General features: G+C 72.8%; 20 protein-coding genes, 4 tRNA genes and 1 pseudogene. 17 read left to right on the top strand and 8 right to left on the bottom strand.

The features are described from left to right. Window positions 1-135 precede the first annotated feature (135 nt). The 6 genes from ELX43_RS15040 (at window position 136) to ELX43_RS15015 (ending at window position 9,016) form a co-directional block, all read left to right on the top strand. Window positions 136-2,232, top strand: a complete 2,097-nt coding sequence (locus ELX43_RS15040) for a hydantoinase/oxoprolinase family protein (RefSeq protein WP_127784120.1) — start codon at window positions 136-138, stop codon at window positions 2,230-2,232. Continuing rightward, window positions 2,229-4,142: a hydantoinase B/oxoprolinase family protein gene (locus ELX43_RS15035; protein ID WP_127784119.1), complete on the top strand. Its 1,914-nt coding sequence runs from the start codon at window positions 2,229-2,231 to the stop codon at window positions 4,140-4,142. The genes ELX43_RS15040 and ELX43_RS15035 overlap by 4 nt, the downstream gene beginning before the upstream one ends. Continuing rightward, the gene (locus ELX43_RS15030) at window positions 4,142-5,338 is read left to right on the top strand and encodes a CoA transferase (protein ID WP_127784118.1); all 1,197 of its coding nucleotides are present in this window, start codon (window positions 4,142-4,144) and stop codon (window positions 5,336-5,338) included. Before ELX43_RS15035 ends, ELX43_RS15030 begins: the two co-directional genes overlap by 1 nt. Further along, a complete protein-coding gene (locus ELX43_RS15025; RefSeq protein WP_127784117.1) occupies window positions 5,335-6,837 on the top strand; it encodes a carboxyl transferase domain-containing protein in 1,503 nt (500 codons plus the stop codon). The genes ELX43_RS15030 and ELX43_RS15025 overlap by 4 nt, the downstream gene beginning before the upstream one ends. A gap of 71 nt (window positions 6,838-6,908) precedes the next feature. Continuing rightward, entirely contained in the window at window positions 6,909-7,838 is a 930-nt protein-coding gene (locus tag ELX43_RS15020) for a carbamate kinase (protein WP_127784116.1), read from the top strand. A 68-nt stretch (window positions 7,839-7,906) separates the two neighbouring features. Continuing rightward, window positions 7,907-9,016, top strand: coding sequence for a ring-opening amidohydrolase (locus tag ELX43_RS15015; protein ID WP_127784115.1), 1,110 nt, complete (start codon window positions 7,907-7,909; stop codon window positions 9,014-9,016). Between the two features lie 123 nt (window positions 9,017-9,139). Here ELX43_RS15015 and ELX43_RS15010 read toward each other — a convergent pair whose 3' ends face one another. Beyond that, window positions 9,140-9,733, bottom strand: a complete 594-nt coding sequence (locus ELX43_RS15010) for a DJ-1/PfpI family protein (RefSeq protein WP_206518032.1) — start codon at window positions 9,731-9,733, stop codon at window positions 9,140-9,142. Between the two features lie 97 nt (window positions 9,734-9,830). On the opposite strand from ELX43_RS15010, the gene ELX43_RS15005 reads away from it, so the two are divergent. Continuing rightward, window positions 9,831-10,850, top strand: coding sequence for a zinc-dependent alcohol dehydrogenase family protein (locus tag ELX43_RS15005; protein ID WP_127784114.1), 1,020 nt, complete (start codon window positions 9,831-9,833; stop codon window positions 10,848-10,850). Here the strand turns inward: ELX43_RS15005 and ELX43_RS15000 are convergent. Beyond that, window positions 10,840-11,823, bottom strand: coding sequence for a helix-turn-helix domain-containing protein (locus tag ELX43_RS15000; RefSeq protein WP_127784113.1), 984 nt, complete (start codon window positions 11,821-11,823; stop codon window positions 10,840-10,842). The two genes, ELX43_RS15005 and ELX43_RS15000, sit on opposite strands and share 11 nt — an antisense overlap. Window positions 11,824-11,986: 163 nt before the next feature. Between ELX43_RS15000 and ELX43_RS14995 the strand changes: the two genes are divergently transcribed. Beyond that, on the top strand, window positions 11,987-12,643 hold the full coding sequence (locus ELX43_RS14995) for a DJ-1/PfpI family protein (RefSeq protein ID WP_127784947.1): 657 nt from the start codon (window positions 11,987-11,989) through the stop codon (window positions 12,641-12,643). A 25-nt stretch (window positions 12,644-12,668) separates the two neighbouring features. Further along, on the top strand, window positions 12,669-12,998 hold the full coding sequence (locus ELX43_RS14990) for a hypothetical protein (RefSeq protein WP_127784112.1): 330 nt from the start codon (window positions 12,669-12,671) through the stop codon (window positions 12,996-12,998). Between the two features lie 22 nt (window positions 12,999-13,020). Here ELX43_RS14990 and ELX43_RS14985 read toward each other — a convergent pair. The 3 genes and pseudogenes from ELX43_RS14985 to pcaD all read right to left on the bottom strand — a co-directional run bounded on the left by ELX43_RS14985 (window position 13,021) and on the right by pcaD (window position 15,790). After that, window positions 13,021-13,096: transfer RNA gene (locus ELX43_RS14985), tRNA-Lys, on the bottom strand. A gap of 92 nt (window positions 13,097-13,188) precedes the next feature. Continuing rightward, window positions 13,189-14,538 (bottom strand): NlpC/P60 family protein, encoded by a 1,350-nt coding sequence (locus ELX43_RS17810; protein ID WP_241249132.1) that lies wholly within the window; start codon window positions 14,536-14,538, stop codon window positions 13,189-13,191. A 102-nt stretch (window positions 14,539-14,640) separates the two neighbouring features. Continuing rightward, window positions 14,641-15,790: pseudogene (gene pcaD / locus ELX43_RS14975) on the bottom strand (3-oxoadipate enol-lactonase). Window positions 15,791-15,999: 209 nt separating this feature from the next. Between pcaD and ELX43_RS14970 the strand changes: the two are divergent. Both ELX43_RS14970 and ELX43_RS14965 read left to right on the top strand, forming a co-directional pair. Continuing rightward, window positions 16,000-16,428 carry an HSP20 family small heat-shock protein gene (locus tag ELX43_RS14970; protein WP_127784111.1) on the top strand — a complete coding sequence of 143 codons (429 nt, stop codon included), beginning with the start codon at window positions 16,000-16,002 and terminating at the stop codon, window positions 16,426-16,428. A 494-nt stretch (window positions 16,429-16,922) separates the two neighbouring features. Further along, entirely contained in the window at window positions 16,923-17,717 is a 795-nt protein-coding gene (locus ELX43_RS14965) for a Sir2 family NAD-dependent protein deacetylase (RefSeq protein ID WP_241249124.1), read from the top strand. A gap of 83 nt (window positions 17,718-17,800) precedes the next feature. On the opposite strand, the gene ELX43_RS14960 is transcribed toward ELX43_RS14965, so the two are convergent. After that, complete coding sequence (locus tag ELX43_RS14960) at window positions 17,801-19,192, bottom strand: NAD(P)/FAD-dependent oxidoreductase (protein WP_127784110.1); 1,392 nt, start codon at window positions 19,190-19,192, stop codon at window positions 17,801-17,803. Window positions 19,193-19,383: 191 nt separating this feature from the next. On the opposite strand from ELX43_RS14960, the gene ELX43_RS14955 reads away from it, so the two are divergent. The 3 genes from ELX43_RS14955 (at window position 19,384) to ELX43_RS14945 (ending at window position 19,688) form a co-directional block, all read left to right on the top strand. Further along, window positions 19,384-19,456: transfer RNA gene (locus tag ELX43_RS14955), tRNA-Glu, on the top strand. A 51-nt stretch (window positions 19,457-19,507) separates the two neighbouring features. Continuing rightward, window positions 19,508-19,584 (top strand) — tRNA-Asp (locus ELX43_RS14950). A gap of 27 nt (window positions 19,585-19,611) precedes the next feature. Continuing rightward, window positions 19,612-19,688: transfer RNA gene (locus ELX43_RS14945), tRNA-Phe, on the top strand. A gap of 45 nt (window positions 19,689-19,733) precedes the next feature. Here ELX43_RS14945 and ELX43_RS14940 read toward each other — a convergent pair. After that, complete coding sequence (locus ELX43_RS14940) at window positions 19,734-20,873, bottom strand: serine hydrolase domain-containing protein (protein WP_127784109.1); 1,140 nt, start codon at window positions 20,871-20,873, stop codon at window positions 19,734-19,736. 188 nt (window positions 20,874-21,061) lie between these two features. Here ELX43_RS14940 and ELX43_RS14935 point away from each other — a divergent pair, with 188 nt between their 5' ends. Then, window positions 21,062-21,940: a DUF4190 domain-containing protein gene (locus ELX43_RS14935; protein ID WP_127784108.1), complete on the top strand. Its 879-nt coding sequence runs from the start codon at window positions 21,062-21,064 to the stop codon at window positions 21,938-21,940. 39 nt (window positions 21,941-21,979) lie between these two features. Here ELX43_RS14935 and ELX43_RS14930 read toward each other — a convergent pair whose 3' ends face one another. After that, entirely contained in the window at window positions 21,980-22,459 is a 480-nt protein-coding gene (locus ELX43_RS14930) for a universal stress protein (protein WP_127784107.1), read from the bottom strand. 119 nt (window positions 22,460-22,578) lie between these two features. Here ELX43_RS14930 and ELX43_RS14925 point away from each other — a divergent pair, with 119 nt between their 5' ends. Both ELX43_RS14925 and ELX43_RS14920 read left to right on the top strand, forming a co-directional pair. After that, window positions 22,579-24,645: an ABC transporter ATP-binding protein gene (locus tag ELX43_RS14925; protein WP_241249121.1), complete on the top strand. Its 2,067-nt coding sequence runs from the start codon at window positions 22,579-22,581 to the stop codon at window positions 24,643-24,645. Beyond that, window positions 24,642-25,424 (top strand): energy-coupling factor transporter transmembrane protein EcfT, encoded by a 783-nt coding sequence (locus ELX43_RS14920; RefSeq protein WP_127784106.1) that lies wholly within the window; start codon window positions 24,642-24,644, stop codon window positions 25,422-25,424. Before ELX43_RS14925 ends, ELX43_RS14920 begins: the two co-directional genes overlap by 4 nt. Window positions 25,425-25,445 lie beyond the last annotated feature (21 nt).

Here is a 25,445-nt window from a genome sequence, read left to right as displayed (position 1 = left end):
CCGGCCTGTCTCGCAGACTTAACTCGGAGTCGCCGCTGGTCGGTCGGCCGCACCGGAGCGCTGCTAAAACCCGTGCCGCACCCTCGGCAACTATTGCCAGCGACTTTGGCGAGTAGTGCCAGTTGACTCGCACCCATGACGCCTCCCCACATCCGCATCGGCATCGACACCGGTGGCACGTTCACCGACGTCGTGGCCTTCGACGAGACCACCGGCCAGCTCACCACCACCAAGACGCCCTCCACGCCGGCCGACCCCGCGGAGGGGTTCATCGCCGGCGTGCACAAGGTCCTCGACCTCCTCGGCAAGGGTGGCGACGCCCTCGCCGCCGTCAGCCACGGCACGACCGTCGCGACCAACCAGCTGCTCGAGGGCAAGGTGGAGGAGCTCGGCTTCATCACCACCGAGGGCTACGAGTTCGTGCTGGAGATCGCCCGGCAGTCGGTGCCCGACGGCTACGGCAACTCCTACTTCTGGGTCAAGCCGGACCGGATCGTGCCCGCGCACCTGGTCAAGACCATCGGTGGCCGCCTGGACCACACCGGTGCCGAGCTGCGTCCCTTCGACGAGGAGCGGGCCGTCGAGGTCGCCCGCTGGTTCCGCGACCGGGGCATCGACACCCTCGGCGTGTGCTTCCTGCACTCCTACGCCAACCCCGAGCACGAGGAGCGGATGCGCGAGGTGATCGCGCGCGAGCACCCCAAGGCGGTCGTGTCGATCTCCTCGCAGGTGCTGCGCGAGTACCGCGAGTACGAGCGCTCCATGACCACGCTGGTCGACGCCGCGGTCAAGCCCAAGGTGTCCGCCTACGTCCGCTCGATCGCCGAGCGGCTGAACAGCTTCGCCGGCCGCGACACCCCCATGCCGTTCTACGTGATGAAGTCCAACGGTGGGGTGCTCTCCGCCGAGGAGGTCGTGCACCAGCCGATCACCACGGTGCTCAGCGGCCCGGCGGCCGGGGCGCTCGGCGCCGCGCTGATCGCCCGCAACGCCGGCTTCGACCAGGTGCTCACCTGCGACGGCGGCGGCACCTCCACCGACGTGTCCGTGGTGCTCGAGGGCGAGCCCACGCTCACCACCGAGGGCAGCGTCGGGGTCTACCCGTCCAAGATCCCGATGATCGACGTGGTCACCGTGGGCGCCGGCGGCGGGTCCGTCGCCTGGGTCTCGCCCGAGGGCGCGCTCAAGGTCGGCCCGATGTCGGCCGGCGCCGACCCGGGTCCGCTCTGCTACGGCAAGGGCGGCCGCGAGGTCACCATCACCGACGCCCACGTGGTGCTCGGCCGGATCCCCCCGCACCTGCTCGGCGGCGAGGTGCCCCTGGACACCGAGGCCGCCCGCGCCGGGCTCACCGAGCTGGCCACCGAGCTCGGCCTGACCCCGGAGGCCTGCGCCACCGGCATCCTGGAGATCTCCGCCTGGAACCAGGCGAACGCGGTTCGCCAGATCACCGTCAAGCGGGGCCTGGACGTTCGTGACTTCACCCTGGCCACCTTCGGCGGCTCCGGCTCGCTGCTGCTGTGCCGGCTGATCGACATCCTCGGCCTGCGCGGCGTGCTGGTCCCGCCCAACCCGGGCAACGTCTCGGCCTTCGGCCTGCTCACCGTGGACGTGAAGAACGACTACGTGCGCACCGCCATCCGCCGCCACGACGACCTCGAGCCGGCAGCGGTGGAGGCGATCTTCGCCGAGCTGCAGGGCCAGGCGAGCACCGCGCTCACCGGGCAGGGCTTCCCCGCCGCCGAGCACCGCTACGACCGGACCGCGGACCTGCGCTACTTCGGGCAGGCCTTCGAGGTGCGGGTGCCGGTGCCGGCCGGCGTGCTCGACGCCGACGTGGCCGAGGCCGTGGCCGGCGCCTTCCACGACGCCCATCGCGCGCTGTACGGCTACGACTTCCGCGGCGACGACACCCAGGCCGTGGAGTGGGTGAACCTGCGGGTGTCGGGCATCGGCCCGATCCGCCGCCCGGACCTGGCCGAGCTGGCCGCCGGCGACGGCAACCCCGAGCGCGCCCGCACCGCCACCCGGGCGGTGTGCTTCGACGGCGACACCGGCTACGTCGACGCCGCCGTCTACTGGCGTGCTGACCTCGCCCCCGGCGACGTGCTCCACGGGCCCTCGATCATCGAGGAGTTCGGCTCCACCGTGCCCGTGCACCCGGGCTTCACCGCGCGGGTTGACCGCTTCGGCAACCTGCTCGTCACCACCACCGCGGAGGTTTCGGCATGAAGACTCAGACCCTAGGTGGCTCCACCGTGGTCGACCCGGTGCTGCAGGAGATCGTCGCCGGCAGCCTCGCCTCGATCGAGATGGAGGTGGAGACCGCCATCGGTCGCACCTCCCGCTCCCCGATGATCCGCGACGCGCACGACTACCGCGCCGGCATCCACGACCGCCTGCTGCGCAAGCTCACCGGCCGGTCCTACAGCGCGCTGGTGCAGCCCATCGCCCGGGACTTCCCGCTGGAGACGATGCGTCCGGGTGACGTGTTCTTCCACAACGACGTGTACCAGTCCGAGGGCGGCATCGGGCACCTGCCCGACCTCTGCGTCACCGTGCCGGTCTTCCACGACGACGGCAACGGCCCCGAGGTGGTCGCCTTCGTGCAGGCCTTCGGCCACCACGACGACATCGGCGGCGGCGTGCCGGGCTCCATGCCCAGCCACGCCACCAGCGTGTTCGAGGAGGGCCTGATGGTCCCCCCGATCAAGCTGTGGGACGCCGGCGTGCCCAACCGGGCGGCGCTGTCGATCATGACCCGCAACTCCCGGATGCCCGACTCGCTGGCCGCCGACCTCGACGCGGAGTGCTCGGCCTGCCTGATGGGCTCGCGCCGGCTCACCGAGCTGTTCACCCGCTACGGCCGGGAGACCATCGAGGCCTGCTTCGACGCCATCGTCTCCGGCACCACCGAGACCTACCGCCGCGAGATCCTCTCCAAGATCCCCACCGGTACGTGGACGTGGGAGGACTACGCCGAGCACGACGGCGTGGACGACCCCAAGCTGCACACCCAGCGGATCACCCTGACCAAGGTCGGCGAGGACGAGCCCGAGGGCCCCAAGCTCATCATCGACTTCACCGGCACCGCGCCGCAGGCCAAGGGCCCGATCAACCACTGCGGTGACTACGCCGACGGCAACTTCCTCAAGAAGTGGCTGGCCCCGGTGCTGCGCAACCTGGCCGACACCCCCGAGCGGATGGCCGAGCTCGACGTCAACGAGGGCGTGGTCGACCTCATCGACATGCGCTTCCCGCCGCCGGGCACGCTGGTCACGCCGATCTTCCCCGCCCCGACCAACGCCCGGACGTTCGTGATCCTGCGGCTGCTCGGCGTGCTCTCCGGCGTGGTGGCCAAGGCCGTGGACGGCCGCATGCCGGCCGACCAGGAGACCATCCGCTACACCGGGGTGTACGGCAACGACGACAGCGGCGAGCCCTACCTCATGCGGGAGGTGCTCGGCGGCGGCTCCGGCGGGCGCTACTACGCCGACGGCGAGGACACCATCCACGTGGTGCCCGACTCCCGGAACCTGCCCTCGGAGTTCACCGAGGCCCGCTTCCCGTTCATCGTGGAGCGCCTCGGCCTGGCCAAGGACTCCGGCGGCGCCGGCCAGTTCCGCGGTGGTCTCGGCTACGAGAAGCTCATCCGGATGCGCAAGGACGCGCACTTCATGTCCATCGCCGACCGCTCCATCCTGGCCTGCTGGGGTGTCAAGGGCGGCAAGGCCGGTGAGTCCTTCTCGGTGACCATCGACCCCGGTGGCCCGAACGAGCGGGTGGTGGACGCCCTGGCTGACGCCGAGTTCGTGCCCGCCGGCGGGCTCATCCGCATCCGCACCACCGGTGGTGGCGGCTGGGGTGACCCGCTCGACCGCGACGTCGACCACGTCGTGCGGGACGTGCTGTGGGGCAAGGTCTCCGTGGAGGCCGCCCGCGCCGACTACGGCGTGGTGATCACTGGTGACGCCGACGCGCCCGAGGCGGACGTCGCGGCCACCGAGGCGCTGCGCGCCGAGCTGCGGGGCGCCCGCACCGGCGACGAGGCCTTCTTCGACCGCGGCCCCGGCTACGCCCAGCTCTCCGGCGGCGCCGACTCGGCGGAGTACGACTTCCTCGACGGCGGGGCGGTGGCCTGATGACGGGACCACTGTCCGACATCCTGGTCGTCGACCTCTCCCGCGCCCTGGCCGGGCCACACGCCGCGATGATGCTGGGTGACCTGGGTGCCCGGGTCATCAAGGTGGAGTCGCCGGGCAGCGGGGACGACACGCGCAGCTGGGGCCCGCCCTTCGTGGACGGCTCGGACGGGGAGCGCCACTCCACGTACTTCCTGTCCTGCAACCGCAACAAGGAGTCCATCGCGCTGGACCTCAAGAGCGACGACGGTCGCGCCACGCTCACCGCGCTCATCGCCCGGGCCGACGTGCTGGTGGAGAACTTCCGCCCCGGCGTGCTCGACCGGCTGGGGTTCAGCGTGGAGCAGCTCGCCGAGCTGAACCCGCGGCTGGTGGTCCTGTCGATCACCGGCTTCGGCCACGACGGCCCCGAGGGCACCCGGCCGGGGTATGACCAGATCGCCCAGGGCGAGGCCGGGCTGATGTCGCTCACCGGCCCGTCCGCGGCCGAGCCCACCCGGGTGGGCGTGCCCATCGGTGACCTGCTGGCCGGCATGAACGGGGCCTACGGGGTGGTCGCGGCGCTGCACGCCCGCACCACCACGGGGCGCGGCCGGGTGGTGCGCACCAGCCTGCTCGCGTCCATCGTGGGCGTGCACGCCTTCCAGGGCACCCGCTTCACCGTGGCCGGGGAGGTCCCGCAGCCCACTGGGGGCCACCACCCGTCCATCTGCCCCTACGGCCTCTTCCACGCCGCCGACGGCTTCGTGCAGATCGCCGTGGGCAGCGAGGGGCTGTGGCGGCGGTTCGCCCCGGAGTTCGGCCTGGACCGGCCGGAGTGGGCCACCAACCCCGAGCGGGTCGGTGACCGCGACGCGGTGATCGCCGCGGTGGACGCGGCCTTCAGCACGCTGCCCAGCGCCGAGCTGCTGGCTCGCCTGGACGAGCTGGGGGTGCCCGCGGGCAAGGTGCGCAACCTCGAGGAGGTCTACACCTGGGAGCAGACCCGCTCGCAGGGGCTGCTGGTGGAGGTGGACCACGCGGCGCTGGGTCCCATCACCCTGCCCGGGCCGCCGCTGCGCTTCCAGGAGATCTCCGACAAGCCGGCGGGCCTGGACGCGTCGGAGACCACGGTGCGCACCACGCACACGGCCCCCCCGACCCTGGACCAGCACGGCGCGGAGATCCGCGCCTGGCTCGAGCAGTCGGCGCCGTGAGCCGGCTCGGGGCGGTCGAGCTGCTGGAGCTGGTGGTCGATCCGGACAGCTTCCAGCGCTGGGACACCGAGCCGCTGCCGCCCCGGGGCGTGCACGGCGAGCCGGAGCAGAGCTACCACGACGAGCTGGCCGCGGCGCGGGAGCGCTCCGGGGTGGACGAGTCGGTGATCACCGGCGAGGCGGCCATCGAGGGTCGCCGCGTCGCGATCATCATGTGCGAGTTCCGCTTCCTCGCCGGCTCCATCGGGGTGGCCGCCGCCGAGCGGCTCACCCTGGGCATCGAGCGGGCGACCGCCGAGGGGCTGCCGCTGCTGGCGGTACCGGCCTCCGGCGGCACCCGCATGCAGGAGGGCACCGTCGCCTTCCTGCAGATGGTGAAGATCTCCGCGGCCATCGCGGCGCACAAGGCCGCCGGGCTGGCCTACGTGGTCTACCTGCGTCACCCCACCACCGGCGGGGTGATGGCCTCGTGGGGCTCGCTCGGCCACGTCACCGCGGCCGAGCCGGGCGCCCTGCTCGGGTTCCTGGGCCCGCGGGTGTACCAGGCGCTCTACGGCGAGGAGTTCCCCCCGGACGTGCAGACCGCGGAGAACCTGGCCGCCCGCGGGCTCATCGACGCCGTGGTGGCGCCGGCGGAGCTGCGCCGGATCGCCGCCGACGCGCTGGCCGTGCTCTGCGCCCCGCGGGAGGCCCCTCCGGCGGTGCCCAACCTGCCGCTGGAGCAGCTGCCGGACGTGCCGGCCTGGGAGTCCATCCAGCGCTCGCGCAACCCGGCCCGGCCCGGGGTGCGGGCCCTGCTGAAGGTCGCCGCCAACACGGTGACTCCCCTGCAGGGCACGGGTGCGGGGGAGCAGGAGCCCGGGCTGCTGCTGGCCCTGGCGAAGTTCGGCCCGGCCGCCTGCGTGGTGCTCGGCCAGGACCGCAAGTTCGCCGACCAGCCACTGGGCCCGGCGGGTCTGCGCGAGGCGCGCCGGGGCATGCGCCTGGCCGCCGGGCTGGGCCTGCCCCTCGTCACCGTGATCGACACGGCCGGCGCGGCGCTGAGCAAGGACGCCGAGGAGGGTGGCCTGGCCGGGGAGATCGCTCGCTGCCTGGTGGAGCTGACCACCCTCGCCGCGCCCACCATCTGCCTGCTGCTCGGTGAGGGAGCGGGCGGGGGAGCGCTGGCGCTGCTGCCGGCTGACCGGGTGCTCTGCGCGCAGCACGCCTGGCTCTCGCCGCTGCCCCCGGAAGGGGCCTCGGCCATCCGGTTCCACACCACCGACCGGGCGGACGAGATGGCGGCCGCCCAGGGGGTGCGCAGCCTGGACCTGCTCCGCAACGGCATCGTGGACCGCATCGTGGCCGAGCACCCCGACGCCGCGGACGAGCCTGCGGAGTTCCTGAGCCGGCTCGGTGGGGTGCTGGAGCACGAGCTGGCGATGTTGCTGACCCGCACTCCGACGGACCTGCGCACCGCCAGGCTGGACCGCTACCGACGGCTGGGCGTGGCAACGTGACCAAGGACTGTGATTGTTTGGGCAACCATTGCCGATGCCCTGGGCAACGGTCCGTGGCTAGCGTGGCCAAGGTGAGAGTACTGATTGCGCTGGGCGGCAACGCCATGACCGCGCCCGACGGCCGTGCCGACCCGGACGACCAGCGGGCGGCCGTGGTCTCGGCCATGGCCGCGGTGGCCGACCTGGTGGCCGACGGTGCCGAGGTGGTGCTCACGCACGGCAACGGCCCGCAGGTGGGCAACCTCCTGGTGAAGAACGAGATCGCCGCCGCGGTGGTGCCGCCGGTGCCGCTGGACTGGTGCGGGGCGCAGACCCAGGCCACCATCGGCGTGCTGGTGCTCAACGCGCTCGACCAGGCCCTGGCCCAGCGCGAGTGCTCGGCGCGCTCGGCGGTGCTGGTCTCGCGCACCCTGGTCTCCGGCGACGACCCGCACTTCGCCGAGCCCAGCAAGCCCGTCGGCCGCTACCTCCCCGAGGCCGAGGCCAAGGTGATGATCGACCACGGCCAGGTCTGGGAGGACCGCGGTGAGCGGGGCTGGCGGCGCATGGTCGCCTCCCCGGAGCCGCTGGAGTGCCTGGAGTCGGCCACGGTGACCGCCCTGCTCGATGCCGGGCAGGTGGTGGTCTGCGCCGGTGGTGGCGGGGTCCCCGTGGTCCGCAGTGCCGACGGTGAGCTCTGCGGCGTGGAGGCCGTGATCGACAAGGACCTCACCGCCGCGGTGCTCGCCGACCAGCTGGCGGTGGACGTGCTCGTCATCGCCACCGACGTCGACGCCGCGATCATCGGCTGGGGCACGCCCGACGCGCGCCCCATCGGTGCGATCACCGCGGCCGAGCTGCGCGACCTGGCCGCTGCCGGGCACTTCGCCGGCGGCAGCATGGGCCCCAAGGTCGATGCTGCCTGCCGCTTCGCCGAGGCAGGCGGGCGCTCGGTCATCACCTCCCTGCACAACATCGCCGGTGCGCTGGCGGGGACCGCAGGAACGATCGTGACCCCCTGACCCCGGCCGCTCCACTCACCAACGCCACACCCATCAACGCCACATCCACCAACCCCGAGGAGAGCTCAGTGCCCGAAGCAATTGAGGTCCGCAAGGTTCCGCTGCACAACGTCTCCGACGCGAGCGAGCTGGCCAAGCTCATCGACGACGGTGTCCTGGAGGCCGACCGCGTGATCGCGGTGATCGGCAAGACCGAGGGCAACGGTGGCGTCAACGACTACACCCGCATCATCGCCGACCGCGCCTTCCGCGAGGTCATCGCGGCCAAGGGCACCCGCAGCGCGACCGAGGTGGGCGACATCCCCATCGTCTGGTCCGGTGGCACCGACGGCGTGATCAGCCCGCACGCCACCATCTTCGCCACGGTCCCGGCGGAGAAGGCCCCGCAGACCGACGAGCCCCGCCTGACCGTGGGTGTGGCGATGAGCGAGGAGCTGCTGCCCGAGGACATCGGCCGCACCGCGATGATCACCAAGGTCGCGACTGCCGTGAAGGACGCGATGGCCCAGGCTGGCATCAGCGACCCCGCCGACGTGCACTACGTGCAGACCAAGACCCCGCTGCTGACCATCCACACCATCCGCGACGCCAAGAGCCGCGGCAAGACGGTGTGGACCGAGCAGACCCACGAGTCGATGGACCTGTCCAACGGCGGCACCGCGCTGGGCATCGCCGTCGCGCTCGGCGAGATCGACATGCCGACCGACGAGGACGTCATGCACAACCGCGAGCTGTACTCCGCGGTGGCCTCGTGCTCCTCGGGCGTGGAGCTCGACCGCGCGCAGATCGTCGTGGTGGGCAACGCCCGCGGTGTCGGTGGGCGCTACCGGGTGGGCCACAGCGTCATGAACGACGCGCTGGACTCCGACGGCATCTGGGACGCCATCCGTGACGCCGGCCTAGACCTGCCCGAGCGGCCGCGCACCAGCGACCTCGACGGCAAGCTCGTCAACGTGTTCCTCAAGTGCGAGGCGAGCCAGGACGGCACCGTGCGCGGCCGCCGCAACGCGATGCTCGACGACTCCGACGTGCACTGGCACCGCCAGATCAAGGCGTGCGTCGGTGGCGTGACCGCCGCGGTCACCGGTGACCCCGCGGTGTTCGTCTCCGTCTCCGCGGCCCACCAGGGCCCCGAGGGCGGCGGCCCCGTCGCGGCCATCGTGGACATGGGCGCGTAACCAGCAAGTCCCCTCAGCGGCCGGTCTCTCCTCGCGGAGAGGCCGGCCGCTGGCGTGTGCGGGCGTTCAGCGGCAGAGCTCCGGGGCGGCTTCACCCGGCGCCGGTAACCACTCCGGCGACGCTCAGGACCCCCAGCCCCACTCCATCTCGGCGACCACGTTGTCGTGGATCCGCGCCCCGGCGAGCTCGCGGACGACCCGCAGCGACAGGTCGATGCCGGCGGAGATCCCGGCGGAGGTCCACAGCCGGTCCGCGCTGCGCACGAACCGCGGCCCGCGCTCGACCTGCACGGTCGGGTCGAGGTCGGCAAGCTCGGCGTACGCCGTGTGGTGCGTGGTCGCCCGTCGCCGGTGCAGCAGGCCAGCCGAGGCCAGCACGAGCGACCCGGTGCAGACGGAGAGCAGCATCTCGACCTCGGCCGCCCGGTCGCGCAGCCAGGCCAGCAGCCGGTCGTCGGACTGGAGCTTGCGGGCACCGGCGCCGCCGGGCACCACCAGCAGGTCGGCGGGCGGGCAGTCGTCCAAGCCGTGGTCGGGTTGCACCGTGAAGCCACCGCGTCCGGTAGCGACCGCGCCGGTGAGTCCGACCGAGATCACCGAGAACTCGGCGGGGTCGCTCAGCTCGCCGGCCACGTTGAAGACCTCGTAGGGCCCGGCGTAGTCGAGGACCTCCATGTCGTTGAAGGCCAGGATTGCCACGGTGCGCGTGCTCGTCACCGCGCCATCATGACCGTCCGGGCCCCGCTGACGTCTGCGGGGCACCACCGGCGGGCGTTCAATGGGGCGAGAGCCCGCGAGAGTGAGGAGTGGCCCCATGCGTGGAGTCGTGATGCACGCCCCCGGTGACGTCCGGGTCGAGGAGCGCGAGGACCCGCGGATCATCGAACCCACCGACGCGATCATCCGGGTCACCGCGACCTGTGTGTGCGGGTCGGACCTGTGGCCCTACCGCGGCATCGAGTCGGTCGAGGACGCCCCCATGGGACACGAGTACGTCGGCGTGGTGGAGGAGATCGGGCCGGAGGTGCGCACGCTGCAGGTGGGCGACTTCGTGGTCGGCTCCTTCTTCGCCTCCGACAACACCTGCGAGATCTGCCGGGCGGGCTACCAGTCGCACTGCGTGCAGAGGGTGGGCATGGGCGGTATCGGGACGCAGGCCGAGCGGGCCCGCATCCCGCTCGCCGACGGCACCCTGGTGACCACCCCGGGCCAGCCCGACCCCGAGCTGGTGCCGTCGCTGCTCGCCGCCTCCGACGTCCTCGGCACCGGCTGGTTCGGCGCCGACGCCGCCGCGGCGGGGCCGGGCAAGACGGTGGTGGTGGTCGGGGACGGGGCGGTCGGCCTGCTCGGCGTGCTCGCCGCCCGGCAGCTGGGCGCGGAGCACATCATCGCCATGTCCCGCCACGCCGACCGGCAGGCCCTGGCCCGGGACTTCGGCGCGACGACCATCGTGGAGGAGCGCGGCGACGCGGGCGTGGCCAAGGTCAAGGAGCTGACCGAAGGCCTCGGCGCGCACAGCGTGATCGAGGCGGTGGGCACCCAGGAGTCGATGATGCAGGCCATCCGCTCCGCCCGGGCCGGCGGGCACGTCGGCTACGTCGGGGTGTCGCACGACGTGGCGCTGCCCGGCCAGGAGCTGTTCTTCTCCGGCGTGCACCTGCACGGCGGCCCGGCCCCGGTGCGCCGGTACCTGCCAGAGCTGGTGCAGCTGATCTGGGACCGCAAGATCGACCCCGGCAAGGTCTTCGACCTCACCCTGCCGCTGGAGGAGGCCGCCGAGGGATACCGCGCGATGGACGAGCGCCGGGCCATCAAGGCGCTGCTCACGCCCTGAGCCCGGCCTGCTCTGCCTCGGCTTCGGGGCGCACGCGTCCGGTGAACGTGGCGCGGTACTCCTTGGGGCTGGTGCCCGCGAGCCGACGGAAGTGGGTGCGGAAGCTGCTGGGGCTGGCGAAGCCGACCTGCTGGGCGATGCGCTCGACGCCGTGGTCGGTGGTCTCCAGCAGCTCCTGGGCGTGGCGGATGCGCACTCCGGTGAGCCACTCCATCGGGCTCTGGCCCGTCTCCGCGTGGAAGCGCCGGTTGAGCGTGCGCCCGCTGGTGTGCGCGGCAGCGGCGAGGTCGGCCAGCGTCAGCTCCCGGTGGGCGTTCTCCTCGATCCAGGCCAGCACGTCCTCCAGCGAGGCGACCTGGTACGACGGCGGGTTGCGGACGATGAACTGTGCTTGTCCGCCGCTGCGGTGCAGGGGTGCGACCGAGACCCGGGAGACGTGGGCGGCGACCGCGGTGCCGTGGTCGCGTCGCACCATGTGCAGGCAGAGGTCCAGGCCGGCGGCGGCTCCGGCCGAGGTGAGCACGCCCCCGTTGTCGACGTAGAGCACGTCGGCGTCCACCGAGACCTGCGGATACGAGCGAGCCAGCATCTCGGCGGCGCGCCAGTGGGTCGTCGCGCGCTGCCCGTCGAGCAGCCCGGCCTCGGCCAGGGTGAACGCGCCGACGCAGATGGACGCGATGCGGGTGCCGCGCCCGGCCCCGGACCGCAGCGCGTCGAGCACCGCGGGGCTGGCCGGAGCGTCGAGGCGGTTGCGGCCCGGCACCACGATCGTGTCGGCCCGCGCGAGCGCCTCCAGCCCTGCGTCAACGCTGATGCGCAGCGGCCCCGCCTGCACGGTCGGCTGCTCCGCGCAGACGACGACCCGGTAGGCGGGTCGTCCGTCGGGCAGTCGAGCGTGGCCGAACACTTCGACCGGGGTGGCCAGATCGAAGGCGATCACGTCGGGCAGAGCCAGGACCACGACGGTGTGCACCGTCTGATGCTAGCCAGGTCGTCAACGGAGGTGCGGCCGAGAAGGCGCCCAGAGGGAGGTGGCCAGATTTCGTTGGTAGCTGGCAACACGGCCACTGTTCGCGGACCCTCCCCGTTGCAAGAGTGCGGGGACACGGTGCCGATCCTGAGGAGTCCCCTTGCCACTGTCCGCCCAGATCGTCTTGTTCGACGGGTTCGACCCGCTTGATGTCATCGCTCCGTTCGAGGTGCTGGCGGCCGGTAGCGACGCAGTCGGCGGCGAGCTGACCGTTGAGCTGGTGTCGGCCGAGGGGCCGCGACCGGTGGTCTCGGGCACCCACGGCCTGGTGTTCACCGCGACGGCCACGCTCGACCCCGAGCTCCCCGGCTACGTCGTCGTCCCCGGCGCCTCCGGGCCCGTGGAGGGCGACCCCGACGACGGCGCTGAGACGATCCCCGTCCTGCTCGCGCGGTTCGCCGGCAGCGCCGCCGCCGAGCTGCTGCGCCGCGCGCTGGACAACCCTGCGGTGACGGTCGCCGGGGTGTGCGGTGGCGCGCTCGCACTGGCGATGGCCGGCCTGATCGAGGGTCGCCACGCCGTGACGCACCACCTCGGCATGGACGTGCTGGAGGCGACCGGGGTCAACGCTGTTCGCGCCCGCGTGGTCGACGACGGCGACCTGGTCACCTGCGGGGGCGTCACCTCCGGGCTGGACCTGGCCCTGCACCTGCTCGACCGCGAGCACGGGCCCGCCGTCGCGCACGCGGTGGAGGAGATGTTCGAGCACGAGCGCCGCGGCATCGTGTGGCGCCCCGGGCACCGTGAGCCCACCCCGTTCTGACCCCTGCCACCCGAAGGAGAAACCTGTGCACGACGACGCTGTGCTCGGCACCTGGGACCTCGCGCTGAAGACCCCCATCGGCACGCTCAAGGTCCAGTACCTCTTCGAGCGGGCCGGCGACGGCCTGCGCGGCACGGCCACCGGTGCGGCCGAGACCGTCCCGCTGTCCGACATCGAGGTGAAGGCTGGCGGGGGAGGCGGCCACCAGGTCACCTGGCGACAGAGCATCACCAAGCCGATGCGGCTGAACCTCGACTTCGACGTGCTGGTCGCCGACGGCACCATGACCGGCCACTCCCGCGCCGGCCGCCTGCCCCGCAGCAAGGTGAGCGGGCAACGAGTCGTCGCCGCATGAGCGGTGTCGCGCGGTTGTCTCGTGGTGGGCCCCGTCGGGCTCGAACCGACGACCTGCGGATTAAAAGTCCGTAGCTCTACCAACTGAGCTAGAGGCCCGAGACGTCCAGCCCAGCAGGGCCGATCGCCCTGGGAAGCCTAGCGAAGCCCACCGCCGCGCTGCAGGTGCGGGTTCAGGTCAGCCGGACTGCTCAGGTCATCCGCACGGCGTAGGGCACCAAACCGTCGGTGCGCACGTTCGACACCGTCACGAACTTGCCCGACTCGGGCGCCTCGATCATCTTGCCCGCCCCGATGTACAGCGCCACGTGGTGGATGCCGGACGGGCCGTAGAAGACCATATCGCCGGGCTGCATCTCCGCCAGCGGCACCTGCCGGCCCGACTGGTACTGGTAGCCGGAGTAGTGCGGCAGCTGGATGCCCACCGCGGCAAAGGCGTACATCATCAGCCCGGAGCAGTCGAAGCCCACCTTGGCGTAGTCGCCGAAGGTGTCGGCCACCCCGCCGTCGCGGATGCCCACCGTGGGGCCGGTGTAGCTACCGCCGCCCCAGGAGTACGGCTGGCCCAGCTGGGTGGCGGCCCGGCGGATCACAGCCTGCGCCGCCGGGGTGGCCGGGACGCTCTCCAGCGAGCCGTTGATGCTGGCGATCGCCTGCCGGGCCTGCTCGGCCGCCTGGCGGTCGGCGGCGGCCTGCTGGGCGCGGCGCTGGGCGTCCCACTGCTCGAAGCTGGCCCGCTGCCGCTGCAGGCCGTTGGCGGTGTCCGCCGCCACCTGCAGGTCGTACTGCGCCCGTGCCGCCTGGCTCTCCAGTTGCTTGGCCCGCGCCAGCTGGCTGGCCTGGGCCTTGCTGGCCTGCTGCATGGCGGCGTCGGCGGTCTGCTTGGCCCTGCCGGCATCGGCCGCGGCGGTGTCGGCCTGGGCCTTGCTGGCCACCGCTCGCGCGTCGGCGTCGGCGGTGGACTGGCGGGCGGCGTCCAGGCCCTTCATCACCTCGAGCTGGCTGCCGCCCACGGCGTTGAGCAGGGCCACCCGGTCGAGCAGCTCGTCGGGGCTGTTGGCCGCCATGTAGGCGCTGAACGAGCTGATGGTGCTGCCCTGCTGAAAGCTGCCCAGGGCGAATCGAGCGGCCCGGGCGTTGGCGTCGTCCAGGGACGCCTTGGCCAGCAGCACCGACAGCCCGGACACGGTGGCCGCGGTGGCCGCCGACGTCGCTGCCTGCTGGGCGGCGGTGTGGTCCACCAGCGCCTTGTTGGCGGTCTCCATCGTCAGCGCCAGCTGGTTGTGCAGCTCCACCAGCTGCGTCTGCGCGGAGGTCAGCTGCCCCGCCAGGCGAGTGAGCTCGTCGGCCTTGCGCTGCGCGGCCTCGGCGGCCTCGTTGAGCTGGCCGTCGCCCGGGTTGGGCGGCGGCGTGGGGTCGGGCTGGGCGGCGGCGGGGCTGGCCACGCCCACCAGCACCAGCAGGGACGCGAGCAGGGCGAGGACCGCTTGGGGCGCGCGGCGACGGGGAGCGTCAATCCGCCCAGAATGGAGCCAAGGCACTAAGTACGCTCCTCATCGGACTGTGAGCGGGCTCACGGTGTTACGGCTACTTTCGCACTTCCGCTGCGCGGGCGCCACACCGGTACGCACAGGCACCGTGGATCAGCCGGCAGTAGCGGTGATCACATTCTGTGCTACCGCGAAGGCGCGGTTGCCACGGGGCAGTCCGGCGTAGACGGCCGTCTGCAGCAGCACCTCGGCAATCTCCTCCGAGGACAGCCCGTTGCGCAGCGCCGCCCGCACGTGCACGGCCAGCTCCTGCCTCGCTGCCCAGCGCGGTGAGCGCGGCCAGGGTGACGGCCGAGCGGGTGGCCCGGCTCAGGCCCGGGCGGTGCCAGACGTCGCCCCAGGCCACCCGGGTGAGGAAGTCCTGGAACGGCGCGCTGAACTCCGTGGTGGCCTCCATCGCGGAGTCCACCTGGGCAGCGCCCAGCACCTCGCGCCGCACCCGCAGCCCCACCGCGTGCGCCTGGGCCCGGCCGGCGTGCTCGCCGACCAGCTGGTCCAGCAGCAGCTGGGTGACCGCGCCGGCCTGCTCCACGCTGCACAGGTGCGCGGCGCGGGTCAGCACGTGCAGGTGCGCGTCGGCCACCCCGTCGGCGATGGTCTCCAGGTGCGACGGCGGCGTCGCGTGGTCGTCCGCCCCGGCCACCACCAGGGTGCGGGCGGTGATCCGGCCGAGGTCGGCGCGCCCGTCCCAGCCGGCGATCGCCTCGGCGCAGCCGGCGTAGCCCTGCGGATCGGTCGCGCCGACCATCGCCACGTAGCGCCGCACCAGCGCGGGGTCGCGCTGGGCCAGCTCGGGAGTGAACCACCGCTGCACCACGGTCGGGGCCAGCTCCGCGCAGCCCGACTGGCGCACCGTCGCCGCCCGCTGGCGCCAGGCCTGCGGCTCGTCGAAGTGCGCGGAGGTGCTGAGCAGGCTCAGGGTGTGCACTCGCTCGGGGGAGTGCGCGGCGATCCACTGCGTCACCATCCCGCCCAGCGAGAGCCCCACCAGGTGGGCGCGGGGCAGCTCCAGGCGGTCCAGCAGCGCCAGCACGTCACCCCCCAGCTCGGCCATCGTGTACGGGCCCTCCGGGGCGGGCGAGGCGCCGTTGCCGCGCAGCTCCACCCGCAGCACGCGCAGGTGCTCGGCCAGCGGCCCCAGCTGGGGGTCCCACACGGTGCGGTCGGTGCCCAGCGACCCCAGCAGCACCACCACCGGGGCGTCGGCGCGGCCGGTCACGTCGTGGGCCAGGTCCACGGTCACGGCTTCTCCCTCCTGCCGGGCAAGCGCTGGGCCGGCTCATCGCCCCAGTGCTGGCGAAGGTAGGCCGCGAGGCTGCTCGCCGCGCGGCGGAGGGGGAGCGGTACCCCCTTGCCTAGCCGCTGAGGGCGGTGCTATAAAAAACCTGTGCCGGGTGATGCAGATAACTTGCACACCGGAACCGAGAACCGGACACTGGAGGTGGAGGCAAGATGCTGATGCGAACCGATCCGTTCCGCGAGCTCGACCGCCTGACGCAGCAGGTGATGGGCACCGCTGCCCGTCCGACGGCGATGCCGATGGACGCCTGGCGGGAGGGGGACTCCTTCGTCGTGGAGTTCGACCTCCCTGGCGTGCAGGCCGACTCGATCGACCTGGACGTGGAGCGCAACACCTTGACGGTGCACGCGCAACGCCCGGCTCGAAGCTCCGACCGGGAGATGGTGGCTGCTGAACGCCCGCGGGGGGTCTTCAGCCGTCAGCTCTTCCTGGGCGACACCCTCGACACCGACCGCATCGAGGCGGTCTACCGGGACGGGGTGCTGCGCCTGACCATCCCGGTCGCGGAGAAGGCCAAGCCACGCAAGATCCAGGTGATCAGCCCGGACCAGGGCGAGGCCAAGCAGCTCACCAACGCCTGAGCTCGCTGGCTCGCCACCCGGGCACGGACGCAGGAGTCCCGATGCACACCCGAGCAACGATGATCGACCAGCTGTACCGAGCGCCCGAGCACTCCGGTGCCGTCCTGGCCGCGCAGAGACTGTCCGGCCAGCGGGACACCACGATGAGCGCCCAGTGCAGGCAGCGGTCTCCGCCTCGAGCGGGGGAGCTGCGACCCACGTGGTGACGTGAGCTGTCACCACCCCCAGGAGGAGACGATGACGAGGACGGTGATGACATAGCAGACGACGTTGACAACGACGATGGCTGCCCACTCGCCCGCGTGTATCGCATCCCCTTGTGGCGCTGAGCATGCCGCTTCGACGGCCTAGCGCACTGCCTTCACTCGGCACATGAGTAGGCGGGCTGGTGCCCAGCCATCAACACCTCCAGCGGCCCCGGTGGTCTCGGCCACCGGGGCCCTCGTGCGTGTGCCCACCACCGGCGCGCGAGCGCCGCCTGGGACACTTGAGCCATGCAAGCGATGCCTGGGTACGACGCTCCGGGCCTGGTCGAGCTGCTGCGCACCAGCAGGCGCGCGGTGGCCTTCACCGGAGCCGGAATCTCCACCGAGTCCGGGATCCCGGACTTCCGCTCACCCGGCGGGGTGTGGACCCGCTACGACCCCAGCGAGTACACCTTCGACCGGTACGTCGCCTCCGCGCAGGTGCGGGCCAACAGCTGGGCCATGCGGCGGGAGTTCTTCGCCCACAACGCCCAGCCCAACGCCGCGCACCGGGCACTGGCCCAGCTGGAGGAGGCCGGCCACGCCGCGGGCGTCATCACCCAGAACATCGACGGTCTGCACCAGCTGGCTGGCAGCTCGCCGGTGGTGGAGGTGCACGGGACCGCTCGCGAGGTGATGTGCATCGGCCTCGCCCCGCGCGACGGCACGCCGGACGGCTGCGGGTTCACCGCGCCGTACACGTGGGGCGAGGAGCAGGTGGAGGCCGGCGACCCGGACCCGCACTGCCCCGTCTGCGGCGGCCTGGTGAAGTCGGCCACGGTGTCCTTCGGGCAGATGCTCTTCCCGGGGGTGGTGCAGCAGGCGGTGGAGCTGGTGAGCGCCGCCGACCTGGTTATCGCGGTGGGCTCCTCGCTGCAGGTGTTCCCGGCGGCGGACCTGCCGGTGCAGGGGGTGAAGGCGGGCGCGGCGCTGGTGATCATCAACGACGAGCCCACCCCGCTGGACGGCATCGCCGACCTGGTGGTGCGCGGGCGGGCCGCCGAGGTGCTCGGGCCCGCCGTGGCGGAGGCGCTGGAGTCGTAGCGGCTGGCCGGGCTTGGTGGCGGCCCGGCTTGGTAGCGGTTGCGGACGGGTGCCGGGCCGGTGGGGCGTACTTGCAGACGCCCCTACAGGCCGTAGGCCTCCAGCAGGCGCAGCCACACCTCGCTGACCGTGGGGTAGGACGGCACGGCGTGCCACAGCCGGTGCAGCGGCACCTCGCCCACGATCGCGATGGTCGCCGCGTGCAGCATCTCCGCGACGCCCGGGCCGGCGAACGTCACGCCCAGCAGCACCTGGCGCTCGCGGTCGACCACCATCACCGCCTTGCCCGTGTACCCGTCGGCGTACAGCGAGGACCCGCCCACCGCGATGTCGATCTCCACCACGTCGTGCGCGATGCCGGCCCGCTCGGTCTCCTGGGCGGTCCTGCCCACGTAGGCCACCTCGGGGTCGGTGAACACCACCTGCGGCACCGCGGCGTGGTCGGCGGTGGCGGCGTAGCGGCTCCACGGCGCGGCGTCCACCGTCCCCTTGGCCCGGGCGGCGATCACGTCGCCCACCACGCGGGCGTCGTACTTGCCCTGGTGGGTGAGCGGTGCGCGGCCGGTGACGTCGCCGCAGGCGTAGAGCCAGTCGCCGTCCACGCCCTGCACCTGCCCGCTGTCGTCCACGTGCAGGGTCTCGCCCGGGGTGAGGCCCACCGTCTCCACGCCGACGTCGTCGGTGGCCGGGCGTCGTCCGGTGGCCACCAACAGCTGCTCGGCCCGTAGCTCGCTGCCGTCGTCGAGGTGGAGCAGCAGACCGTCGTCGTCGCGGTGCACCCGCGTGAGGTTCACCCCGAACCGCAGGTCCACGCCGTCGGCCGCCAGGCCGGCGCGCACCAGGTCCGAGGCCGCCGGCTCCACCTTGGGCAGCACCCGGTCACCGCGCACCAGCATGGTCACCGCCGAGCCGAGCCGGGCGTAGGCCTGGGCCAGCTCGCAGCCCACCACCCCGCTGCCCAGCACCACCAGGCTCTCCGGCACCGCCTGGGCCGAGGTCGCCTCCCGCGAGCCCCAGTGCTCGGTGTCCGCCAGGCCGTCGATGGGTGGCTCGGCCGGCACGCTGCCGGTGGCCAGCACCACGGCCTGGGTGGCGGTGAGCCGGCGGCCGTCGTCCAGCTGCACCTCCTTGGGCCCGGTGAGCCGCGCGGTGCCGCGGACGACGGTGATGCCGGCGCCCTCGGCCCACTCCTGCTGGCTGGCGTCGTCCCAGTCGTGGGTGAACTGGTTGCGCCGGGCCAGCACCGCGGCCGGGTCGAACGAGGCGGTCACCCCGGGCAGGGCCCGCGCGTCGTGCACCGCCTGCGGGGTGCGGATGAGGGCCTTGCTGGGCATGCACGCCCAGTAGGAGCACTCCCCGCCGATCAGCTGCGCTTCCACCATCGCCACCGACAGCCCGCCCTGCACGGCGCGCCCCGCGGCGTTCTCCCCGATGGCCCCGGCGCCCACCACGATGACGTCAAAAGTGTCGCTCATGTCACCCAGCGCACCCGATCGGCGGGCGCGCGGCAAGTTCGGGGCCAAGCCACCTGCGCAAACGCTCGCCAGCAGGCCGCTGACCACCCGGTTTGGGAACCACGCCGAAGGTGTCCTATGCTTCCTCCGCTCCCCAACGGAAAGCTGGACGGTGGAAATCACCGCTGGTGGCCCAGCCGGGAAACCAGTGCGCCCCCTTCGTTTAGCGGCCTAGGACACCGCCCTTTCAAGGCGGCAGCGCGGGTTCGAATCCCGTAGGGGGTACGGCAGTACACTCTCGATGAGCACGGTAGGTTGTACAAGCACCACAAGCATGGCCCTGTAGCGCAGTTGGTTAGCGCGCCGCCCTGTCACGGCGGAGGTCGCGGGTTCGAGTCCCGTCAGGGTCGCCAGGCGTTCGGATGACTCCGGTCGCATCCGGCCAGGTAGCTCAGTTGGTACGAGCATCCGCCTGAAAAGCGGAGGGTCGCCGGTTCGATCCCGGCCCTGGCCACCACGTCCTTCTTTCTTCCGAGCCGCAGCCGCTCCGGCCGCGCCGCGGTCACACCGCCGCGAACGCCGCCGAGACGTACTGGGCGCTGCGGTCCGATCCCAGCAGGCCCGCGCCCATCTTGTTCATCACGTAGGACACCACCATCCGGCGCTCGGTGTCGATGACGACCTGCGACCCGCCCCAGCCGCCCCAGAAGCAGATGCCCTTCTCGTCCGGCACGAAGGGCACCGACGTCGGGTGCGGCAGGGCGAAGCCGATGCCGAAGCGCAGCGGCGTCTGCAGCACCAGGTCGGTGCCGTCGGACTGCTGGTCGAAGATCAGCTTGATGGTGGCGGGGGAGAGCAGTCGCACCCCGTCCACCTCGCCGCCGCAGGCGATCACCGACTGGATGCGCGCCAGCGCACGGGCGTTGCCGTGGCCGTTGGCGCCGCCGATCTCCGCCGTGCGCCACGCGTCGGTCCAGCTGGCGCGGGCGTCGGCCACCGGCCCGGTGAACGTCCGGATCATCACGCTGCTGGGGTCGATGGTGCTGTAGTCCAGGCCCAGCGGCGGTGGGGGCACCACGTCGGAGACCCGGCCGAGCTCGCTCGCCGGCAGGCCGATGTGCAGGTCGGCGCCCAGCGGGCCGGTGATCTCGGTGGCCACGAACTGACCCAGCGACTGTCCCGTCACGCGCCGCACCACCTCACCGACGAGGTGGCCGTAGTTCAGCGCGTGGTAGCCGGAGGCGGTGCCCGGCTCCCACCACGGCGCCTGTCCGGCCAGGCGGGCCGCGGCCGCCTCGGCGTCGTACATCTCCTCAATGGCGAACGGCGCGTCCCACCCAGAGACGCCGGAGGTGTGCGAGAGCAGGTGGCGCACCTGCACGTCCTGCTTGCCGTTGGCGGCGAACTCCGGCCAGTACCGCGCCACGGGGGAGTAGACGTCCAGCTCGCCCCGCTCGACCAGCACCAGGGCGGCCAGGGCGGTCACCGTCTTGGTCGACGACCACACGTTGGTGATGGTGTCGCGCTCCCACGGCACGGTCTGCTCGGTGTCCGACCAGCCGCCCCACAGGTCCACCACCGGTTCGCCGTCGATGGTCACCGCCAGGCACGCGCCCAGCTCAGCCCCCGAGGTGACGTTGTCCTGCAAAGCTGAGCGCAGCCCGGCGAACCGGTCGTCGCAGAATCCGTGGATCTCGAGCATCGCTGCCTCCCGTATCTAGTGACATGAGTCACTGTAGCGAGGGGGCGGGGGTGCGGCTCCCGGTGCTGCCGCCGGGTGTTCGCTTGTGCCCCAACGCCCTCGCGGCCCAGCGGGGCTCTAGGCTGGCGCGGCGGTGCTGACTCAGGTGTCTACGAGGGGCTGGGCGGTCCGCGAACCCGGGGGGCTTGATGAACGACGACCGTGATCCGCGCCTGGACGACCGCCAGTCGGACGACCACCGAGAAGCCGAGCACCAGGGGGATGAATCCGGCCGCTACCGGCCCGACCCGTACGGCTCGTCGGTGGTTCTACTGCCGCCGACCAACGGCATGGCGATCGCGTCGCTGGTGCTCAGCCTGGTAGCGGGCACGGGTGCACCCTTCGCCGTGATCTTCGGCCACGTCGCTCGCCGGCAGATCCGACGGACCGGTGAGCGCGGCGAGGGCATGGCGCTGGCCGGGCTGATCATCGGCTACCTGGAGCTGGCGGTCCTGGCCGTGGCCATCGCCGTGCTGCTGGTGGTTCTCGCGCCGTTCGCCAGCGACGACACCTCGTCGGCATACCAGCAGTACTCCAGTGCAACCGGCGGGGCCGCACCCAGCTACGCCGCCCAGCCCAGGTACTCCGCACCTTCGGACGCCACGACCACCTACGCGCCACCGCCGACGAGCCGACGGGTCCTCACCAGCACGGCGGCGCCGACGAGCACTGCCCCCTCGACGAGCACTGCCCCCTCGACGGGGGAGCCCACGCTGGCCGGGGCGGACCGACAGGGCTTCGCCGAGCGGGGAGCGCGGTGCAACGCCTCCGACCCAGCCGTGGCCATCGGCTACACCCCGAGCTCGGAGGTGGTCGTGTGCCTCACCGGGGCGGGCCGCTACTACTACAAGGGGATGCGCCTGCGGGACCTGTCCGCCATCGAGATCGACGATCCCGTCCCCTCTGGAGACGGGTTCGTCGCCGACAACGGTGGCGGTCGCTACGTGCTGTCCTCTTCGGCGCTCACTATCTACCAGGGCTCAGAGCTGGTCGGCACCGAGCCCATGCTCGGCTACTGGGCGGCCTGAGGGTCTGACCTGCCACCGCGACTCGTATGGGCACTCAGCTCACGGACGCGGCGGGGGCGGGGTGGTTCCGTGCACCACCATCACCGGGCAGGTGGCGTGCTCGGCGCAGGCGGCGCTGACCGAGCCGAGCAGCATGCCACTGAACCCGCCCCGCCCCCGGCTGCCCACCACCAGCACCTGGGCCTCGCCGCTCAGCTCCAGCAGAACCTCGACGGTGTTGCCCTCGCGCACCGTGACGGTCAGGCCGGGGAAGGTGGGCGTGCCGAACACCTTCTGCACCGTCTCCACCACGAGTCGGTGTGCGTCGGCCGCGGGGTCCCACCCCAGGGTGATCTCCGGTCGGCTGATGCCGGCCCAGCCGTAGGTGGAGGGCGCCCGCCACACCGCCACTGCCTCCACCCCGGCACCGGTGGTGTCGGCCAGGAAGCGGGCCCACCGCAGGGCCTGCTCCGACGGCGCTGATCCGTCGATGCCCACGACGACGCGCGGCGAGGCGGGAGTGGTGCGTGGTGTGGTCAACGAGGCTCCTGTGGTCGACGGGGTGGTCTCGATTCTGCGCCGCGACGGGCTCCGTGGACAGGACTGCGGAACAGCCGGGGCTCAGTTGGCTGTAAGGCGGCGATGGCAGACTTGGCGACGTGTTGGAATCCCGGTCCCACCCGAGGCAACCGCGAGGCGCGCTGCAGCCGGTGGAGCTGGCCACCGCAGGCGTGATGGCGGCCATGACGGCTGGGCTCGGAGTGCTGGCCACGGTGATCCCGGCGGCCAGCGCCCTCACCTTCGTCGGCGCCGTCCCGATGGGCCTGGTGGCCTACCGCCACCGCCTCCGCGCGCTGCTGGGCGCCTCCGTCGCCGCCACCGTGGTGGCCTTCGCGCTGGCGGGCACGGGCGCGCTGGCCGGGGTGTGGGCAGGCGTGCTGCTGGGCGGGCTCGTCGGCGACGTCCGCCGTCGCGGTCGCGGTGGGTTCACCGCCGCCCTCTACGTCCTCCTCGCGGTGCCGGTGCTGGGCGTGCTGGTGGACCTGCTGCTGCTGCTGTTCAGCCAGACCAGGCAGCTGGTGCTGGACTCGGTGGCCAACAGCGTGCACGGGGCGATGGAGATGCTGGCCGGGTTCGCCCCGTTCGCCGACCTCGCCGCCGACGTCGACGCCCGCACCCAGACGATGATCGACTACTGGTGGCTCACCGTGCCCGCCGTCGTCGGGGTGAGCCTGGCGTTCGGCACCTGGGTCACCTGGTCGCTGCTGGGCGCGGTGGTGCACCGGATGGAGCTGGCCGCGGCGCCCGACCCGCTGCAGGGTCCGGCCACCGGACAGCAGCCCGGCGACGACACGGTGGCACCGGTACCGGTGTCGCTGGAGCGCGTCGGGTTCACCTACCCCGGCACCGAGCGCGCCGTGCTCACCGACGTCGACCTGACCGTCCGCCCGGGTGAGCTGGTGGCCGTGGTCGGCGCCAACGGCTCGGGCAAGTCCACCCTGCTGCGTCTGCTGGCGGGCCGCGCGCCCAGCCACGGCGCCGTGCTGCGGCCGGGCAGCAGCGGGCTGGGCGCCCACGGCGGCACCGCGATGATCCTGCAGCGCCCGGAGAGCCAGATCCTGGGCGTGCGGGTGGCCGACGACGTGGTGTGGGGCCTGCCGGAGGGCACCGCGGTGGACGTCGACGGGTTGCTGCGCACGGTGGGCCTGGCGGGCATGGGCGACCGCGACACCAGCACCCTCTCCGGCGGGGAGCTGCAACGACTCGCCGTGGCCGCCGCGCTGGCCCGCCGGCCCGCGCTGCTGCTCTCCGACGAGTCCACCGCCATGGTCGACGCCGAGGGCCGGCAGCAGCTGGTGGCGCTGCTCGGCGAGCTCGCCCACACCCACGGCATCGCCGTCGTGCACGTCACCCACCGCGCCGCCGACACGGTGGGCGCCGACCACGTGGTGCACCTGGTGCAGGGCCGGGTGGTGGACGCCCCCGCCGCCTGGCTCAGCGAGGGAGCCCGCCCCGCGCTGACACCCGCGCCGCCGGCCACCGGCCGGCCCCTGCTGCAGCTGCGCGGCGTCAGCCACACCTACGACGTCAGCTCCCCCTGGGCGCAGCGTGGGCTGGCGGAGGTCGACCTCACCGTGCGCGAGGGCGAGGGGGTGCTGGTGGTCGGCGGCAACGGCTCCGGCAAGTCCACCCTGGCCTGGGTGCTGGCCGGGCTGGTGCAGCCCACCGCCGGGCAGTGCCTGCTCGACGGCCGGCCGGTGCACGAGCAGGTCGGCGCGGTCGCCCTGGCGTTCCAGCACGCCCGGCTGCAGGTGCTGCGCCCGACCGTGGGTGCCGACGTCGCTGCCGCCACGGGCACCGAGAGCCACCCCGACTGGTCCGCCGTGGGCGAGGCGCTGGCGGCAGTGGGCCTGGACCCGCTGCTCACCGCCCGACCGGTGGACCAGCTCAGCGGTGGGCAGCTGCGGCGGGTCGCGCTGGCCGGCCTGCTCGCCAACCGCCCCCGGGTCCTCGTCCTGGACGAGCCGCTGGCCGGCCTGGACGTGCCCAGCCAGCGCGGCCTGGTGGAGCTGCTCGCCCGGCTGCGCCGCGAGGCTGGGCTCACCGTGGTGGTCATCTCCCACGACCTCGACGGCATGGAGGCGGTGTGCTCGCGCACCGTGCGGCTGCACCGCGGCCGGCTCAGCGACGAGCCCCGCCCGGTGCTCGGGGAGGCCCGGCGATGAGCTCACCCACGCTGCTGCGGCAGGTGCCCGGCAACACCGTGGTCCACCGGCTGTGGGCGGGCACCAAGCTGGTGTGCGTCGTCCTGATCGGCCTCACCCTCACCTTCGTGCCGTCCTGGCCGGCGCTCGGGGCCACCGCCGTGCTGCTGGCCGTGCTCATCGCGGTCGCCCGAGTTCCGCGCGCCGTGCTGCCGCACGTGCCGTGGTGGTTCTGGCTGGCACTGGGGCTGGGCGCGCTGCTGAACGTGCCCGCCGGCGGAACCCCGGAGGTGACGCTCGGGCCGGTCACCGTCGGTCTCGGCGCCCTGCTGATCTACGTGCGCGTCACCGTGCTGGCCTTCGTCCTGCTGGGGATCTCCCTGATGGTCGGGCTCACCACGCCCATGGGCGACATCGCCCCGGCGTTCGCCCGGCTGACCCGCCCGCTGAAGTGGTTGCGGCTGCCGGTGGAGGAGTGGGCGGTGACCGTGGGGCTGTGCCTGCGGGCGGTGCCGCTGTTCGCCGAGGAGTGGTCGGTGCTGCGGGCAGCCCAGCGGCTGCGCCCGGTGCCCGAGGGACGGCGCAGGCGGTCGCTGGACCAGCTGATGACGGAGGGGCTGGACATGCTCAGCGCGGCCATGGCGGTCTCGCTGCGCCGCGCCGCCGAGCTGGGCGATGCGGTGACCGCCCGCGGCGGCACCGGCCAGCTCACCGCGCAGAAGGCCCGTCTGGGGCTGCTCGACGTGGCAGCGCTGGTGGTCGTGGTCGTGTTCTGCGCCGCGGTGCTGGTGCTGGGCTAGCAGCCCGGTAAGCCTCGCCTT

The sequence above is a fragment of the Rhodococcus sp. X156 genome, from assembly GCF_004006015.1.
Classification (GTDB): domain Bacteria; phylum Actinomycetota; class Actinomycetes; order Mycobacteriales; family Mycobacteriaceae; genus X156.
This window is presented reverse-complemented; position numbering and strand designations above follow the sequence as displayed.